The 16,980-nt window shown below is 40.1% G+C and carries 16 protein-coding genes; 8 read left to right on the plus strand and 8 right to left on the minus strand.

All coding sequences use genetic code 11. The annotated features are described in order from the left end of the window. Positions 1–28: 28 nt before the first annotated feature. From serS to rplU, 5 genes are all read right to left on the minus strand, one after another. The gene (gene serS / locus B806_RS0103240; protein WP_005072887.1) at positions 29–1,300 is read right to left on the minus strand and encodes a serine--tRNA ligase; all 1,272 of its coding nucleotides are present in this window, start codon (positions 1,298–1,300) and stop codon (positions 29–31) included. Positions 1,301–1,418: 118 nt separating this feature from the next. Then, on the minus strand, positions 1,419–2,219 hold the full coding sequence (locus B806_RS0103245) for an RsiV family protein (protein ID WP_005064522.1): 801 nt from the start codon (positions 2,217–2,219) through the stop codon (positions 1,419–1,421). 115 nt (positions 2,220–2,334) lie between these two features. Further along, a complete protein-coding gene (gene lolA / locus B806_RS0103250; protein WP_004789378.1) occupies positions 2,335–3,030 on the minus strand; it encodes an outer membrane lipoprotein chaperone LolA in 696 nt (231 codons plus the stop codon). Between the two features lie 239 nt (positions 3,031–3,269). Beyond that, a complete protein-coding gene (rpmA, locus tag B806_RS0103255) occupies positions 3,270–3,527 on the minus strand; it encodes a 50S ribosomal protein L27 (protein ID WP_002116037.1) in 258 nt (85 codons plus the stop codon). 18 nt (positions 3,528–3,545) lie between these two features. Then, positions 3,546–3,857 carry a 50S ribosomal protein L21 gene (gene rplU, locus B806_RS0103260; RefSeq protein ID WP_000271409.1) on the minus strand — a complete coding sequence of 104 codons (312 nt, stop codon included), beginning with the start codon at positions 3,855–3,857 and terminating at the stop codon, positions 3,546–3,548. A 441-nt stretch (positions 3,858–4,298) separates the two neighbouring features. Here rplU and sdsA point away from each other — a divergent pair, with 441 nt between their 5' ends. The 8 genes from sdsA to B806_RS0103300 all read left to right on the plus strand — a co-directional run bounded on the left by sdsA (position 4,299) and on the right by B806_RS0103300 (position 14,974). Further along, complete coding sequence (gene sdsA / locus B806_RS0103265) at positions 4,299–5,276, plus strand: All-trans-nonaprenyl-diphosphate synthase (protein ID WP_002116233.1); 978 nt, start codon at positions 4,299–4,301, stop codon at positions 5,274–5,276. A gap of 14 nt (positions 5,277–5,290) precedes the next feature. Then, complete coding sequence (locus tag B806_RS0103270) at positions 5,291–7,351, plus strand: site-specific recombinase (RefSeq protein ID WP_017386318.1); 2,061 nt, start codon at positions 5,291–5,293, stop codon at positions 7,349–7,351. Positions 7,352–7,534: 183 nt separating this feature from the next. After that, positions 7,535–8,161: a phosphatase PAP2 family protein gene (locus B806_RS0103275; protein WP_005064516.1), complete on the plus strand. Its 627-nt coding sequence runs from the start codon at positions 7,535–7,537 to the stop codon at positions 8,159–8,161. Between the two features lie 24 nt (positions 8,162–8,185). Beyond that, positions 8,186–9,433, plus strand: a complete 1,248-nt coding sequence (adeI, locus tag B806_RS0103280) for a multidrug efflux RND transporter periplasmic adaptor subunit AdeI (protein WP_031944559.1) — start codon at positions 8,186–8,188, stop codon at positions 9,431–9,433. A 12-nt stretch (positions 9,434–9,445) separates the two neighbouring features. Beyond that, positions 9,446–12,622, plus strand: coding sequence for a multidrug efflux RND transporter permease subunit AdeJ (adeJ, locus tag B806_RS0103285; RefSeq protein ID WP_002116419.1), 3,177 nt, complete (start codon positions 9,446–9,448; stop codon positions 12,620–12,622). Further along, positions 12,622–14,073, plus strand: a complete 1,452-nt coding sequence (adeK, locus tag B806_RS0103290; RefSeq protein WP_017402610.1) for a multidrug efflux RND transporter outer membrane channel subunit AdeK — start codon at positions 12,622–12,624, stop codon at positions 14,071–14,073. The genes adeJ and adeK overlap by 1 nt, the downstream gene beginning before the upstream one ends. Positions 14,074–14,181: 108 nt before the next feature. After that, positions 14,182–14,532 carry a YbjQ family protein gene (locus B806_RS0103295; RefSeq protein WP_017402611.1) on the plus strand — a complete coding sequence of 117 codons (351 nt, stop codon included), beginning with the start codon at positions 14,182–14,184 and terminating at the stop codon, positions 14,530–14,532. Between the two features lie 7 nt (positions 14,533–14,539). Next, positions 14,540–14,974 carry a YbjQ family protein gene (locus B806_RS0103300; protein WP_017402612.1) on the plus strand — a complete coding sequence of 145 codons (435 nt, stop codon included), beginning with the start codon at positions 14,540–14,542 and terminating at the stop codon, positions 14,972–14,974. On the opposite strand, the gene B806_RS0103305 is transcribed toward B806_RS0103300, so the two are convergent. Genes B806_RS0103305 through B806_RS0103315 form a run of 3 tightly spaced genes read right to left on the minus strand, consistent with a single transcriptional unit; the run spans position 14,971 to position 16,963 of the window. Next, entirely contained in the window at positions 14,971–15,405 is a 435-nt protein-coding gene (locus tag B806_RS0103305; protein WP_017402613.1) for a nuclear transport factor 2 family protein, read from the minus strand. The genes B806_RS0103300 and B806_RS0103305 overlap by 4 nt on opposite strands. 54 nt (positions 15,406–15,459) lie before the next feature. Continuing rightward, on the minus strand, positions 15,460–16,266 hold the full coding sequence (locus tag B806_RS0103310; protein ID WP_005064503.1) for an SDR family NAD(P)-dependent oxidoreductase: 807 nt from the start codon (positions 16,264–16,266) through the stop codon (positions 15,460–15,462). 25 nt (positions 16,267–16,291) lie between these two features. Further along, positions 16,292–16,963 carry a hypothetical protein gene (locus tag B806_RS0103315; RefSeq protein ID WP_002116504.1) on the minus strand — a complete coding sequence of 224 codons (672 nt, stop codon included), beginning with the start codon at positions 16,961–16,963 and terminating at the stop codon, positions 16,292–16,294. Positions 16,964–16,980: the final 17 nt, after the last annotated feature.

Below are 16,980 nucleotides of genomic sequence, written 5' to 3' on the forward strand. Positions count from 1 at the left end.
AAAACCGTGCACAATTTAGATGCAAAGCTTAGTCAATAAACGTTGCACCACCCATATATGGGCGTAATACTTCTGGAATCTCGATAGAACCGTCTTCACGTTGGTAATTTTCCATTACAGCAAGCAAAGTACGTCCAACTGCCAGACCTGAACCATTTAGTGTGTGCACCAATTCGGTCTTCTTTTGATCCATTCTGTAGCGTGCTTTCATGCGGCGTGCCTGAAAATCACCCATATTAGAGCAGCTAGAGATTTCACGATAAGTATTTTGGCTTGGAACCCAAACTTCTAAGTCGTAAGTCTTAGTTGCACCAAAGCCCATGTCACCACCACAAAGCAAAATCTTGCGGTATGGCAAACCTAGTGCCTGCAAAATGCCCTCAGCATGTGCAGTAAGCTCTTCAAGTGCTTGCATAGATGTTTCAGGTTTAACGATTTGCACCATCTCAACTTTATCAAATTGATGCTGACGAATTAAACCACGGGTATCACGACCATAAGAACCAGCTTCACTACGGAAACATGGCGTATGCGCTGCATATTTTAAAGGCAAACGTTCGGTATCAATAATCTCATCACGAACGAAGTTAGTAACAGGAACCTCTGCTGTAGGGATGAGGTAATATTCTTTTTCACCTTGAAGTTTGAATAAATCTTCTTCAAATTTTGGCAACTGACCAGTACCACGAAGTGAATCAGCATTGACCAAATAAGGCACGTAAGCTTCTGTATAGCCATTCTTTAAAGTATGGGTATCAAGCATGAACTGCGTTAACGCACGTTGTAGGCGCGCTAAAGAACCTTTCAATACGCTAAAACGTGAACCAGTCAATTTAGTCGCAGTTTCAAACTCTAAACCACCCATCCACTCACCTAAATCAGTATGATCTTTGATTTCAAAATCAAACTGACGAGGTGTCCCCCATTTTGAGATTTCAACGTTATCATCTTCATCTTTACCAGCAGGAACAGACTCATCTGGTAAGTTAGGAATGCTCAACGCTTTTTGTTCAATCTCGTTTTGTAACTCTGACAAAGCAACTTCAGCAGCTTTAATTTCGTCACCAATGGCTTGCATACGCGCCATGATTTCAGAAGCATCACCACCGGATTTTTTAATCTGACCCACTTGTTTTGCACCGGCATTACGTTCTGCCTGCAATTTTTCAGTTTTTGATTGCAAGTCTTTACGGCGAGTTTCTAAAGAAGCCCATTCTTGAACATCTAATTGAACACCGCGTTTTGCCAAAGCCGCATTAACGGCTTCAATATTATTTCTGAGTAACTTAGGGTCGATCATAATCAATCATAATATGGGTAAAAAACTGGCTATAGTGTAAGGCCTTAACACTAAAAAATATAGTGATCATATTCATAACGAATAGCTTTCACACAATTCTTAGAATAGATCACTTATTTTAAAAGTTATAGTTTGGCACACTTGGCAAATACTCAGGTTTAATGAACTTACCCGCTTCAAAATATGGCAGCGTTAATTCAGACATTCCCTCTGCATATGAAGCTAGCTCATAAATTGGATAGACAAATACAATGCCATTAGCACCATAGTAGAAATTATCGCTTAGCTGAAGTTTTTCACGGCTAATATTGTGTGCTTGAAGCCAATTTGTATTTGCTTCAAAAAGAGCATCAACCAACTGTTTTTCAACATCTGGCTGAATAAGTTCAGCAACAGTAATGTGCTTTTTATTTAATAAGTCAAAATTTACAAATTCTTGATGAGACATGCCGTGTGCAGCACCAGCTGAGTACGAATAAGTCTGTAATGCAAAGGTGGCAAGATTATAGTTTTGCCCTAAATAGCGAACATAAATTGCACTCTGACTTGAACTTGGTTCACCTTCAGGTACTTCAACTGGTTGATCGGCTAAATTTGCAAAAGCATTCGGATCTGCTTTCTTTATACGATTGGTGAAGTAATCATTAATCCATTTTTGATTGGTCTGTACTGTTTGAAAATCATACTCAGTACAACCATCTTCTAAGCAAACTTTTGATTTTGGCAATTTTACTGGGATTACTTTTGCTTGAATTACAGGAACACCAGCCTCTTTAGTCTCTTTAACTTTTGCAGTTGAAGTGGCCTGCTCCTCTTTAGCCGCAGACTTTGGTTGGCAACCAGTCACAATTGCCATTGCAGCCATTAATGGAAGAATACAAATAATTTTCTTATCGTAAAGTCGCATAATAATCCCCATGAATTTACCTCTAACACTATACAAAGCGTAAGAATAAGACGGGGTTAAAAAATGTATCTGTTTCTCTTATATAAAAAAAGCTACCGTTAAAGTAGCTTTTTTGAAGAGGCTTTAATTATTGATCAATAACATCCGTACCTTTTGGCGGCGTAAAGTTAAAGACTGATGCCGGAATTGAAGCATTTACTTTAACGTTCTTAAAGCGTACATAGGTGGTTTGACCTAATGAGTCTTGTAATACCATAAGTGTAGGCGCTTTATTTGCTCCGAAGCTAATCGTTAAGCTTTGGAATGCCCCATCTTCTTTTTTAGGGAATAATGTGAAATAGAGTTTAGATTTATCGGGTTGTGTTACACGATAAGACTTCATAATTTGGTTGGTATTACCAGAGAGTAATAATGCTGGTGTATCTGCAACCTGATCATCTAAGCTTTGGCGGACAGCTTGTTGTAAATCCGGATCATAGATCCAAACTGTTTTTCCGCTCGTTACAATAGTTTGTTTAGCAGGACTTACTGTTTCCCAATAAAATTTCCCCGGACGCTCAACTTTCATTGAGCCTTTAAATGTCTGGTTCATATGCTGTGCACTTAAACTCTTTTTCTGTGCCACAGTTTTTGTATTGGCTTTAGTTGTTTGTTCAAAGTCGGCAGTCAAACGCTGTAAACCTGATAACTGATTAACCAGGTTCCCAATTGCCTGTTGCTCCGGTGCTGCTACAGGCGCAGCAAACACTGTAGTACTCATTACAGGAGCAAGCACTGACGCGCTAAGTGTAATAGCACACATAGTTTTACGAAGCATATTCATGTCATCACCTTTTTAGTTGCTGTAAGGCAACTTACTCTCTTTCATAGTTATGAAACTGAGTAAGCTCTTAATTCAAGACTCATATTAACCGACAAACTCTGTGCTAATCATTGAGAAAATAAGATATTTTGTTATGTTATTCATGTTGTTTGTAGAATTTCATTCATCATGATGAAGATGAATAAAAATAAATGCCATAAAAAAAGCCCACAAAATGTGGGCTTTTTTCGAGCTAAAACTTATACAGTTTCAACTTTTACGTAGCGACGGCCAAATTGACCTTTCACTTCGAATTTTACTACGCCGTCAGCAGTAGCAAATAAAGTATGGTCACGGCCCATACCAACATTTGCACCAGCGTGGAACTCTGTACCACGTTGACGAACGATGATGTTACCAGCAGTTACAGCTTGACCGCCGTAAACTTTAACACCTAACATTTTTGGGTTTGAATCACGACCGTTCTTCGTCGATCCACCGGCTTTTTTAGTTGCCATGTCTCTTACTCCTCGTGATTAGCCTGAAATACCAGTAATTTTCAACTCAGTGAACCATTGACGGTGACCTTGTTGTTTACGGTAGTGTTTACGACGACGCATTTTGATGATGCGGATTTTGTCGTGACGACCATGACCAATCACTTCTGCAGTTACTTTAGCGCCAGCTACAACTGGAGCACCGATTTGAATGTTGTCACCGTTTACAACCATTAATACATCATCAAATGTAATAGTCGCACCAGATTCAGCTTTCAATAATTCAACTTTAAGGGTTTCACCCTCAACTACACGGTGCTGTTTACCACCGCTTTGGATTACTGCGTACATAATGTACTCCAATCAGCCCGTGTCGTCGTGTCGATAAAGGGATATATCGATCTTAAAACGATCGCCACTGGGGTTATACAAGGCGACAGATTTTAAGTGAAATTTGATCAAACGACAAGTATTTTCTATCTATCAGTAAAGCATGATCCCCTATTCTTACAAAATCAAACAGCTTGGACTGGAATTTAGCAGTTTTCATTGATTCTGAATGAAAATTAAAATACAGTTCCAAACACAAATTGCGTCAAGAACAAGTTGTATTAATGCTGATGTCATTAAATTTATTGTTTTGCCGAAAACATCGTATTTTGCTTAAATAAAGAACAAAAAACGCTTAAAAACAATAGAAATGATTAATATCAGCCACTTGTTAACCTGTGCAACACATCTTTAATTGATACACTAACGCCACTTATCTACCAATACGGGGTTTTTCTTCATATGGTCATCGATTTCAAGCAAGACATTCTTGCGCCTGTTGCCTCAGACTTCGCTGCGATGGATCACTTGATTAATGAAGGAATTAGCTCAAAAGTCGGTTTAGTCATGTCTGTCAGCAAACACGTCGTTGAAGCTGGCGGAAAGCGTATGCGTCCAATCATGTGTTTGCTTGCAGCACGTGCTTGTGGTTTAGATAACATGGCAAATGCACAGCGTTTAGCTGCAATCATTGAAATGTTACATACCGCGACACTGGTCCATGATGATGTGGTAGATGAATCTGGGCTTCGTCGTGGTCGCCCTACAGCAAATGCGACATGGAACAATCAGACGGCTGTTTTAGTCGGAGACTTCTTGATTGCTCGTGCTTTCGATTTACTAGTCGATTTAAACAACATGACTTTATTGAAAGACTTTTCAACAGGTACATGTGAAATTGCTGAAGGTGAAGTATTACAACTTCAATCACAGCATCAACCAGATACAACTGAAGAAACTTATTTAAAAATTATTCATGGTAAAACGTCTCGCCTGTTTGAGCTGGCTACAGAAGGTGCTGCTATTTTGGCGGGGCAAGAAGCGTACCGTGAGCCATTAAGATTGTTTGCTGGTCATTTTGGTAATGCATTCCAAATTATTGATGATATTTTAGACTACACCTCTGATGCTGAAACATTAGGTAAAAATATTGGTGATGATTTAATGGAAGGTAAGCCAACTTTACCGTTAATTTCTGCATTAGCACGCTCAACAGGTGAAGAGCATGCGATTATTCGTCGCAGTATCGCAACTGGTGGAGTAGACCAACTATCTCAGGTCATCGAAATTGTACAGAAGTCTGGTGCTTTAGATTATTGCAACCAACGTGCCCAAGAAGAAACAGAAGCAGCACTGCAAGCTTTATCAAACCTACCCGATACACCGTATCGTCAGGCTTTGATTAACTTAACTCAGCTTGCGTTACATCGAATACAATAGATATTATTTTGCCTATGCATATAAATTTTTCAGATCTTTTTTTAAAAATAGAGAAACAGCTTGAGGATCCTCAAGCTGTCATTGATGAAAATCTACTGATTGAACTCGTCAATGTCATCCGACCATCCAACCCACAAGATACGGATGAAATTAAGAAAAAAATACAGGCTTTTATTGAAAGTCTTTTGCGCACACCTACAGCTCCCTTCTTACTACAAACTTTTTTATTACGTTTAATTAATCGCTATAAGCAAGTTAGTTTATATGCTGATAGTGGAATTTTGTCTTTAGATGGTTTTTGGAACCAGCTTGGGCAAAGACTCGGAGCACATTTTTTACCGCTAATTGAAGACTCAAGCCAACTCAAAATATTAATTGGTAAAATTTTCTATTTAGAAAGTGACAAAATTTGGCTCAATAATATTGATGATGAAGATTGGGCAAATTTATTTAGTCTTATTGGGCAAAGCCAAAGTAATGTCGATGAGAAGTTAGTCATTCAAAGTGAAATGATTAAAGCCATTACAGTCCTATCTTATCGAATTAGTGGAATTGGTCTTTATCCCGAATTTATTAACGCTCAGCCAGAATTAACAGAATATGAGTCGCCGTTTTTAGTTCAGAACCGTGAAATTATTGAGTTTATTGAAAAGTATAAAAAACAAGAAATTTCTGAACATGAAATTGCAGTTATTTCCCCGCCCGATGCATCACAAGCATTTGTTATGTTGGAACAATGCCGAGATGTGGTTTTAAAGATTCGCCGTGCAACCAAAAGAATTGGTGTCAGCTTAAGTTTGACTTACTTACTGTCATTACTTGAGCAATGTCTTGATCGAATTGAGTTATTACTTTATCTGGTCGTAGATAACACTAAAGGAAAATATGTTTCTTTAGGACATCTGATTTCCGATTTAACCAAGGCACATTACAGCGAAAAAAGTGTTCGCTCATTACTCAGTACGACTAGTGAACTCATTGCCTTTCAGGTTACAGAAAATGCCAGCCGAACAGGTGAACATTACGTAAGTACGGATACCAAAGGCTTTTGGGGAATGTATAAAGCTGCCGCTGGTGCAGGTGTCATTATTGCCTTTATGGCATCTTTAAAAATTCTTGCTGCAAGAATGACAATGGCCCCGCTCATGCAAGCTTTTACTTTCAGTATGAATTATTCCCTAGGTTTCATTCTGATTCATGTTCTGCATTTTACAGTTGCGACTAAGCAGCCCGCTATGACGGCGGCGGCTCTTGCTGCAACAGTACAGCAACGTAAAGGCTCTAAAACGGCTCAAATTGCAGAGTTAGCGGCGCTTATTATTAATATTATCCGAACGCAATTTATTGCTATTTTGGGCAATATTTCAATTGCGATTCCTACTGCGGCACTCATCACTTTTGCATGGCAATTTTATCTTGATGAACCGTTATTAACCCATACTAAAGCAACTTATCTTCTACACAGCTTAAACCCCTTTACTTCATTAGCAGTTCCACATGCAGCAATTGCTGGAGTATGTTTGTTTTTGTCAGGTCTCATTGCAGGATACTTTGACAATATGGCTGTTTACCGAAAAGTCGGCCCGCGTCTAAGAGCACATCGCCGTTTAGCTAGTTGGTTTGGGCAAGATCGCCTTAACCGTTTTGCTGAATATATTGAACGTAATTTAGGTGCGTTAGCCGGTAACTTCTTATTCGGTATTATGTTAGGAAGTATGGGGACCATAGGCTTTATCCTAGGCCTACCTTTAGATATCCGCCATATTGCCTTTGCATCCGCTAACTTTATTCAAGGTTTAATGACTATTAATGGCAGCCCAGATATCGGACTGATTATCGTGTCCTTTCTTGGTGTGTTATGTATTGGTCTCACCAACTTATTTGTGAGTTTCACCTTAACGATTATTGTGGCATTACGAGCGCGTCGAGTCCGCTTTGAACAATGGAAACCTTTAGCCAAATTGGTCATGACTCATTTTTTAACTCGTCCAAGCGATTTTTTCTGGCCACCAAAACAACCACTTGAACTTGAAGAAAACACTTCAACAAATAACGGGAAAAAAGCAGACCACTAAAAATTTTGCTTTGTACACAAAATGTGATTTTCGTCAATTTTGTTGTGATTGTTTTTCCAAATGTTAAAAAATTTTCAAAATGAATTTACGATGATCTATCAGGCTTGAAAAAAAGTGTACTAGCAAGTACACTTTTAACGGCTTTCAGTAGTAGACACTGCTTGAACAAGCAAAGGTATATACATGCCCTATTTATTGCTTTTTATTGGTTGTATTTTTTTAGGATTAGGTGTTCTTGGTCTTTTTGTACCAAGACTTCAATCTTTGGATCTTCTCACCGTTCAAATATTGAGTGAAAATCGATCAGATTATCTTAACTCTATTACGACCTTTCTAGCACGTGTAGGTGGTATGCCTTTTGTATGTTTTTTATCCTTATTGGTGTGTATATATCAAGCATGGTATAAAAAATATATTACTGTTATTTTCATTAGCGTGGGTGTTCTTGGCAGTATCATCACGGGTTGGCTGCTCAAGTGGTGTGTTGACCGTCCAAGACCTCCACAGGTATATCATATTGTCGAAAGTTATGGTGCATCATTCCCAAGTGCACATAGTGTTTATGCATCAACACTGGCTTGTATGGCAATGATAATGTTATGCCATAAGCCCAACACTAACTCTCCTTATATCATTTTGATTTCCTGTCTTTGGTTTATCTGCATGGGGCTTTCAAGAATATATGCTGGAGTTCATTTTCCAACAGATGTACTCGCCGGTTGGGGCATAGGTTTTATTTGGATTGCACTGCTTTGGCTCTGGTTATTACAAACACAAAGTAGGTTAAGTAGAAAACAAATATATTTTTAGATTTTATCTAAACGAGGTGGAACAATGATGTCGGCTAAGCTTTGGGCTCCTGCCCTTACTGCTTGCGCATTAGCAACAAGTATCGCACTTGTTGGTTGTAGCAAAGGCTCCGATGAGAAACAGCAAGCTGCTGCTGCTCAGAAAATGCCGCCTGCAGAAGTAGGTGTTATTGTTGCTCAACCACAAAGTGTTGAACAAAGCGTTGAACTCTCCGGCCGTACTTCAGCATATCAAATTTCTGAAGTTCGCCCTCAAACAAGTGGTGTGATTTTAAAACGCTTGTTTGCTGAAGGAAGTTACGTTCGTGAAGGACAGGCTCTATATGAACTGGATTCTCGAACTAACCGTGCAACGCTTGAAAATGCAAAGGCTACCCTTTTACAACAACAGGCAAATCTAACTTCACTACGTACTAAGTTAAACCGTTATAAGCAACTTGTTTCAAGTAACGCTGTATCTAAACAAGAGTATGACGACTTACTTGGTCAGGTTAATGTTGCCGAAGCACAAGTTTCTGCTGCAAAAGCTCAAGTAACGAATGCAAATGTTGATCTTGGCTACTCTACAATTCGCTCACCAATTTCTGGCCAGTCTGGACGTTCTTCTGTAACAGCTGGTGCTTTAGTGACTGCCAACCAAACTGATCCGTTAGTGACGATTCAACAGTTAGATCCAATCTATGTTGACATTAACCAGTCTAGTGCCGAGTTATTACGTTTACGTCAACAACTTAGCAAAGGCAGTTTAAACAATAGTAACAACACGAAAGTGAAATTGAAGCTCGAAGATGGTTCAACTTACCCAATCGAAGGACAACTTGCTTTCTCTGATGCTTCTGTAAATCAGGATACAGGAACGATTACTTTACGTGCCGTATTCTCAAACCCGAATCATCTGTTACTTCCAGGCATGTATACCACTGCACAGATTGTTCAAGGTGTAGTTCCTAATGCTTACCTGATTCCTCAAGCTGCAATTACACGTTTACCTACAGGTCAAGCTGTAGCAATGCTTGTTAATGCCAAAGGTGCTGTTGAGAGTCGTCCTGTTGAAACCTCTGGTGTTCAAGGACAAAACTGGATTGTGACTAACGGTCTTAAAGCTGGTGATAAAGTGATTGTTGACGGTGTTGCCAAAGTTAAAGAAGGGCAAGAAGTTTCAGCAAAACCTTACCAAGCTCAACCAGCGAATCCACAAGGTGCAGCTCCAAATGCGACAAAACCGGCTCAATCAGGTAAACCTCAAGCAGAACAGAAAGCATCTAATGCATAAGGGGTAGATTGAATGGCACAATTTTTTATTCATCGCCCCATTTTTGCGTGGGTGATTGCATTAGTCATTATGTTGGCGGGTATTCTCACGCTAACAAAAATGCCTATTGCACAGTATCCGACGATTGCACCACCGACAGTTACAATTGCTGCAACTTATCCTGGTGCATCTGCTGAGACTGTTGAAAACACTGTAACCCAGATCATTGAACAACAAATGAATGGTCTAGATGGTTTACGCTACATTTCATCTAACAGTGCTGGTAACGGTCAGGCCTCTATTCAATTAAACTTTGAACAAGGTATTGATCCAGATATTGCACAGGTTCAGGTTCAAAACAAATTGCAATCTGCAACTGCGCTTTTACCTGAAGATGTACAGCGTCAAGGTGTAACAGTAACTAAATCTGGTGCAAGCTTCTTGCAAGTTATTGCATTCTACTCACCAGATAACAGCCTTTCTGACTCGGACATTAAAGACTACGTAAACTCATCAATTAAAGAACCACTTAGCCGTGTTGCTGGTGTGGGTGAGGTACAGGTCTTTGGTGGTTCATACGCAATGCGTATTTGGCTTGATCCAGCTAAGTTAACCAGTTATCAACTAACTCCTAGTGATATTGCGACAGCTTTACAAGCGCAAAACTCACAAGTAGCAGTAGGTCAATTAGGTGGTGCACCAGCTGTACAAGGTCAAGTGCTTAACGCAACAGTGAATGCACAAAGTTTGCTGCAAACACCTGAACAGTTTAAAAATATCTTCTTAAAGAACACAGCATCTGGTGCTGAGGTTCGTTTAAAAGATGTTGCGCGTGTAGAGTTAGGCTCTGATAACTATCAGTTTGACTCGAAGTTTAACGGTAAACCTGCTGGTGGTCTTGCAATTAAAATTGCAACTGGTGCTAACGCACTTGATACCGCAGAAGCTGTTGAACATCGTTTATCTGAATTACGTAAGAACTATCCAACAGGTCTTGCAGATAAACTGGCTTATGACACGACTCCATTTATTCGTCTTTCAATTGAAAGTGTTGTACACACATTAATTGAAGCGGTAGTTTTAGTATTCATTGTGATGTTCTTGTTCTTACAGAACTGGCGCGCAACGATTATTCCAACACTTGCTGTACCTGTTGTTGTGTTAGGTACATTCGCTGTTATTAATATCTTTGGCTTCTCAATTAACACCTTAACCATGTTCGCCATGGTATTGGCAATTGGTCTTCTGGTCGATGACGCCATCGTTGTGGTCGAAAACGTCGAACGTGTTATGAGTGAAGAGCATACCGATCCGGTCACGGCGACGTCACGATCAATGCAACAGATTTCTGGCGCGTTAATTGGTATTACAAGCGTATTAACAGCGGTATTCGTACCAATGGCATTCTTTGGTGGTACAACTGGTGTAATTTACCGTCAGTTCTCGATTACCCTTGTAACAGCAATGGTCCTATCGTTAATTGTAGCGTTAACATTTACACCGGCACTTTGTGCAACCATTTTAAAACAGCATGACCCTAACAAAGCACCAAGCAATAATATTTTTGCTCGTTTCTTTAGAGGCTTTAACAATGGTTTTGACCGCATGTCGCATAGCTACCAAAATGGTGTTAACCGCATGCTTAAGGGCAAAATCTTCTCTGGCGTGCTTTACGCTGTAGTTATTGCTTTATTAGTGTTTTTGTTCCAAAAACTCCCATCTTCATTCTTACCAGAAGAAGATCAGGGTGTGGTAATGACACTTGTTCAATTACCGCCAAATGCAACGCTTGACCGTACAGGTAAAGTGATTGACACCATGACAAACTTCTTCATGAATGAAAAAGATACTGTGGAATCGATTTTCACCGTTTCGGGCTTCTCATTCACGGGTGTGGGTCAAAATGCTGGTATCGGCTTCGTTAAATTGAAAGACTGGAGTGAACGTACTTCACCAGAAACTCAAATTGGCGCATTGATTCAGCGTGGTATGGCATTGAATATGATCGTTAAAGACGCATCTTACATCATGCCTTTACAGCTTCCAGCAATGCCTGAACTCGGTGTAACAGCCGGATTCAACTTGCAACTTAAAGATTCAAGTGGTCAAGGCCATGAGAAACTTATTGCTGCACGTAATACGATCTTAGGTTTGGCTGCACAAGATAAACGTCTTGTGGGTGTTCGCCCTAATGGTCAAGAAGATACACCTCAGTATCAAATTAATGTAGACCAAGCTCAAGCTGGTGCCATGGGTGTGAGTATTGCCGAAATTAACAATACAATGCGTATTGCATGGGGTGGCTCATACATTAACGACTTCGTTGACCGTGGCCGTGTGAAAAAAGTTTATGTTCAAGGTGATGCGGGTAGCCGTATGATGCCTGAAGACTTAAACAAGTGGTATGTACGTAATAACAAAGGCGAAATGGTACCGTTCTCTGCATTTGCTACTGGCGAATGGACATATGGTTCTCCACGTCTTGAACGTTATAACGGCGTGTCATCGGTTAACATTCAAGGTACACCTGCACCTGGCGTGAGCTCTGGTGACTCGATGAAAGCAATGGAAGAAATTATTGCTAAGTTACCATCTATGGGTTTACAAGGTTTCGACTATGAATGGACAGGTTTATCACTTGAAGAACGTGAGTCTGGTGCTCAAGCTCCATTCTTATATGCACTTTCATTGTTAATCGTTTTCCTTTGCTTGGCTGCATTGTATGAAAGCTGGTCTATTCCGTTCTCAGTTTTACTTGTGGTACCACTCGGTATTATTGGTGCAATCGTATTAACTTACTTGGGTATGATTATTAAAGGAGATCCAAATCTCTCAAATAACATTTACTTCCAAGTAGCGATGATCGCGGTAATCGGTCTTTCTGCAAAAAATGCGATCTTGATTGTTGAGTTCGCAAAAGAGCTGCAGGAAAAAGGTGAAGACCTGATTGAAGCAACTTTACATGCTGCAAAAATGCGTTTACGTCCAATCATCATGACTACCCTTGCCTTCGGTTTCGGTGTACTTCCGCTTGCCCTTTCAACAGGCGCAGGTGCAGGAAGTCAGCATTCTGTTGGTTACGGTGTACTCGGTGGCGTACTCAGTGCAACGTTCTTAGGTATCTTCTTTATCCCTGTATTCTATGTGTGGATTCGTAGTATCTTTAAGTACAAACCAAAAACCATAAACACTCAGGAGCATAAATCGTGATGCAAAACGTATGGTCTATTTCAGGTCGTAGCATTGCGGTATCTGCACTTGCGCTTGCTTTGACAGCTTGTCAAAGCATGCGCGGCCCAGAACCAGTCGTGAAAACCGATATTCCACAAAGCTATGCATATAGCGCTTCTGGTACGTCTATTGCTGAACAGGGTTACAAACAGTTCTTTAGCGATCCTCGTTTGCTCGGAGTGATTGATTTGGCACTTGCCAACAACCGCGACTTACGTACAGCAACGCTCAATATCGAACGTGCTCAACAGCAATATCGAATTACACAGAACAATCAGCTTCCAACAATCGGAGCAAGTGGTAGTGCAATTCGTCAGGTTTCTCAAAGCCGTGATCCGAATAACCCCTACTCTACTTATCAAGTAGGTCTGGGTGTAACTGCCTATGAGCTTGATTTTTGGGGCCGCGTACGTAGCTTAAAAGATGCTGCATTAGATAGTTATCTTTCAACGCAAAGCGCACGTGATTCGACTCAAATCAGTCTAATCAGTCAAGTGGCTCAAGCGTGGTTGAACTATTCTTTCGCAACTGCCAACTTAAGACTTGCAGAGCAAACACTTAAAGCACAGCAAGATTCTTACAATCTCAACAAAAAACGTTTTGATGTGGGCATCGACAGTGAAGTTCCACTACGTCAGGCACAGATTTCTGTAGAAACTGCGCGTAATGATGTAGCAAACTACAAAACGCAGATTGCTCAAGCACAAAACTTGTTGAACTTGTTAGTTGGTCAATCAGTTCCACAAAACTTGTTGCCAACCCAACCTGTAAAACGGATTACTCAACAAAATGTATTTACAGCGGGTTTACCAAGCGACTTACTTAACAACCGTCCAGATGTAAAAGCTGCTGAATATAACTTAAGCGCTGCTGGTGCGAATATCGGTGCTGCAAAAGCACGTTTATTCCCCACCATTAGCTTAACGGGTTCTGCAGGTTATGCATCAACTGACTTAAGTGATCTATTTAAGTCTGGTGGTTTTGTATGGTCAATTGGACCAAGCTTAGACTTACCAATCTTTGACTGGGGCACTCGTCGTGCCAATGTGAAAATTTCTGAAACTGATCAGAAAATTGCATTGTCTGATTATGAAAAATCAGTTCAGTCTGCGTTCCGCGAAGTTAATGACGCGCTTGCAACTCGTGCCAACATTGGTGAGCGTTTAACAGCTCAACAACGTCTAGTAGAAGCAACTAACCGCAACTACACACTTTCAAATGCCCGCTTCCGTGCCGGTATTGATAGTTACTTGACGGTTCTTGATGCACAGCGCTCATCTTATTCAGCAGAACAAGGTTTGTTATTGCTTCAACAAGCAAACTTAAACAACCAAATCGAGTTATACAAAACTCTAGGTGGTGGTTTAAAAGCAAATACTTCAGATACAGTGGTTAATCAACCATCTAGTGCTGAACTTAAAAAGCAATAAGTTTTAAATAACTTATTCATAAAAGCTCACTTCGGTGGGCTTTTTTATTGCAACTCATCTGAATATTTTTTATCTTGAAACCTTAAAAATTTAGATTGATAAAAAACAATGTTATTAAGTAATTTAGAAAGTGTTCCAGGCCACCACATTGTAAAGCAGCTGGATGTTGTTTACGGAAGTACTGTTCGTAGTAAGCATGTTGGCCGTGACTTGATGGCAAGTTTAAAAAATATTGTGGGTGGCGAACTGACGGGTTATACCGAATTATTAGAAGAATCTCGCCAAGAAGCCATGCAGCGTATGATTGTAAAAGCCCAGCAACTTGGTGCGAATGCAATTGTGGGTATTCGTTTTTCAACTTCCAATATTGCACAAGGCGCTTCTGAGTTATTTGTGTATGGTACAGCAGTGGTTGTGCAGCCTCAAGCACCTCATCTACCCGATCCATTTAATGCATAGGTAGAAAATGGACAATCTTATTTTTCAGCTTGTTATTTTTCTCATTCTTTTCAGCATTGGTTGGGCTTTTGGCCGCCATATTGAACGAAAACATTTGAATGAACTTCTAGAAAAAGAGCAACAATTTGCCCATATCAGAATTGATACCAATCGTTTTGCAACGAGTGACCAACTGGGCCACCTTATTAGCAGTAATGTTGTGATTTCTCATGATTACTTTAAATATGTATTGGCATCTATAAAAAATGTTTTGGGCGGAAGACTAACCAGTTATGAAAGTATTGTTGAGCGTGCTCGTCGAGAGGCAATTGTACGTTTAAAACAACAAGCTCATACCGCAGGAGCTAACCATATTATGGGAGTTCGGCTGAGTACAACCGAACTCGGAATGCAAGGCGGAATGGTCGAAGTTTTTGCTTATGGAACAGCAGTTAAAGATTAATACTGCCCAACCTCAGAAAAATGAATGCGCGGATTGCCAATATTTTTAGTTAAGTGTTGGCAAATTCGGGTAATTTTCCAACGGTCTTGTTGTTTCGCCAACGTAAAATAATAACGACCAAAAGAATGAAAATAATCATTTTCTGAAAAACGATAAATTTGATAATTACATTCTAACCAAGCTTGATCTTGTTCAATCCGAATTAGAGGATTGCTCAAATTGTGCTGTAGTCGCAAATGGGATAAGGCTTGCTGCCGAGAACCTTTATATTCATGACAAGATACGACACATAAAGGTTCTCCTCTAAATTGGAAATAGTCCACCTCAAGTTGATCTGCCAACAACTCATCAAAAGCATCCCAATTTTTCTGGTCAAAGACCAATTGAAAACGCGTGACGACTTCTAAAATACGGTGATAATCCTGATCCATGGCGAACCTTCTATGCGGGTTTTTTCACCAATTTAGCACGGCGAAATCACTTTTTTATTTTACTTTTGTTTTCCGAATCATTTTATAAAGAAGTTTTGGTGACATCCGAGAAACCATTACACCTAGTTTTTCTTTAGCCCCACCCACAACAATATATTCTTGACCCTGTACTAACGCTTTTACAGCCTGCTCTGCAAAAACATCTGCCTCTAAACCATTTTCAATTGCTTCGTCTTGATGGCCTTGAGGTTCCCCTGCACCATTGAGTGCATTAAAAGAAACATTAGTTTTTACAAAACCAGGGAAAATAACTGAAACTTCGACACCTTGATCTGAGACCTCAGCACGTAAACTATTTGCCCACATGTGAATCGCTGCTTTAGCAGCCGAGTAGCTTGCACGGTACTGTGTACCCAATAAACCAGCCACACTCGACACAAATACAACTCGGCCAGACTTTTGTTTTAGCATGGTCGGTAATACGGTTTTGGTGAGCGCGACTTGTGAGAAATAATCGACTTCCATAATGGCCCGTTCAGTTGCCATGGTCGTGTCTTTAATTAAAGCGCGTTGGCTCAAACCTGCATTATTGATGAGCCAATCAATACGGCCTTTCGCTTTTAAAATCTGCTTATAAGCCTCTTGAACCTGCTTTTCATCAGTAATATCTGCGACTACAGACAAATGATGATCGGGATTTAATAAGCCAACCCGAACCTCTTCTAATTCTTCAAAACGACGCGAGGTCAAAATCAGTTTTGCGCCTTGTAAAGCCAATTCCCCTGCTAAGGCCTTACCCAAACCAGAAGATGCGCCCGTAATCCATACCACTTTATTTTGCAAAGTATCAAGTTTGGCCATGTAATGTTCCTATTATCTTTTTAAATTATGCTGCTTGATGCATGAAGGCCAAAAAGTGGTTGATATAATGAGTTGCTGTGGTCTGATCGACCTGTGTCCCTAACTTTTCCAAACGTTTATAGCCCAAATGCGTCGTCATGTTGATGACTCCGTTAAGAGTTTTATCGACAACCAAATTAAATTTTAAACGCTTTTTAGGTTCACGTACTAGGCTTGTTACGCCTAAATCCACAATTTGTATGAGTGTTTCAAATGCAGCCGTAATGCTTTGCATATTACCGTCACGAATTTGCTGGGTAAGGGTTTCGGCTTGTTGTACGAGTTGAAGTGTGACCGGATAGGTAATATAAACTTGCTGCCCTTGCTCTTTCATGAGAGATGTCATGTAGTCAACTAAAGGTAAAAGACGTTCATTTCCAAAGAATGAAACTGACCAAGGCATGTATTTTCGAAAAGTCTCTAAAACTTGCTGAATAACTTTTTCAGACTCAGCTTGTTGTTTTGGAGACATGCTTGCATTTCCTGACTGTAAAAGCACAGAAAAAACCTGCTCAATAATTTCACAAGAAAGGTCAGACAAGACATCCCCCAAAACTTTTGCCTGACTTTGGCTTACCCCATCATGCAGTTTTTGCCGAATAGCCTCGAATTGTGTATAAGTCGAATCGGAAATTTTCAAAAAAACTTCATAACTCATCAGCAGCATCCTTTTTC

Source organism: Acinetobacter sp. TG2027, from assembly GCF_000302435.1.
Taxonomy (GTDB): domain Bacteria; phylum Pseudomonadota; class Gammaproteobacteria; order Pseudomonadales; family Moraxellaceae; genus Acinetobacter; species Acinetobacter pittii.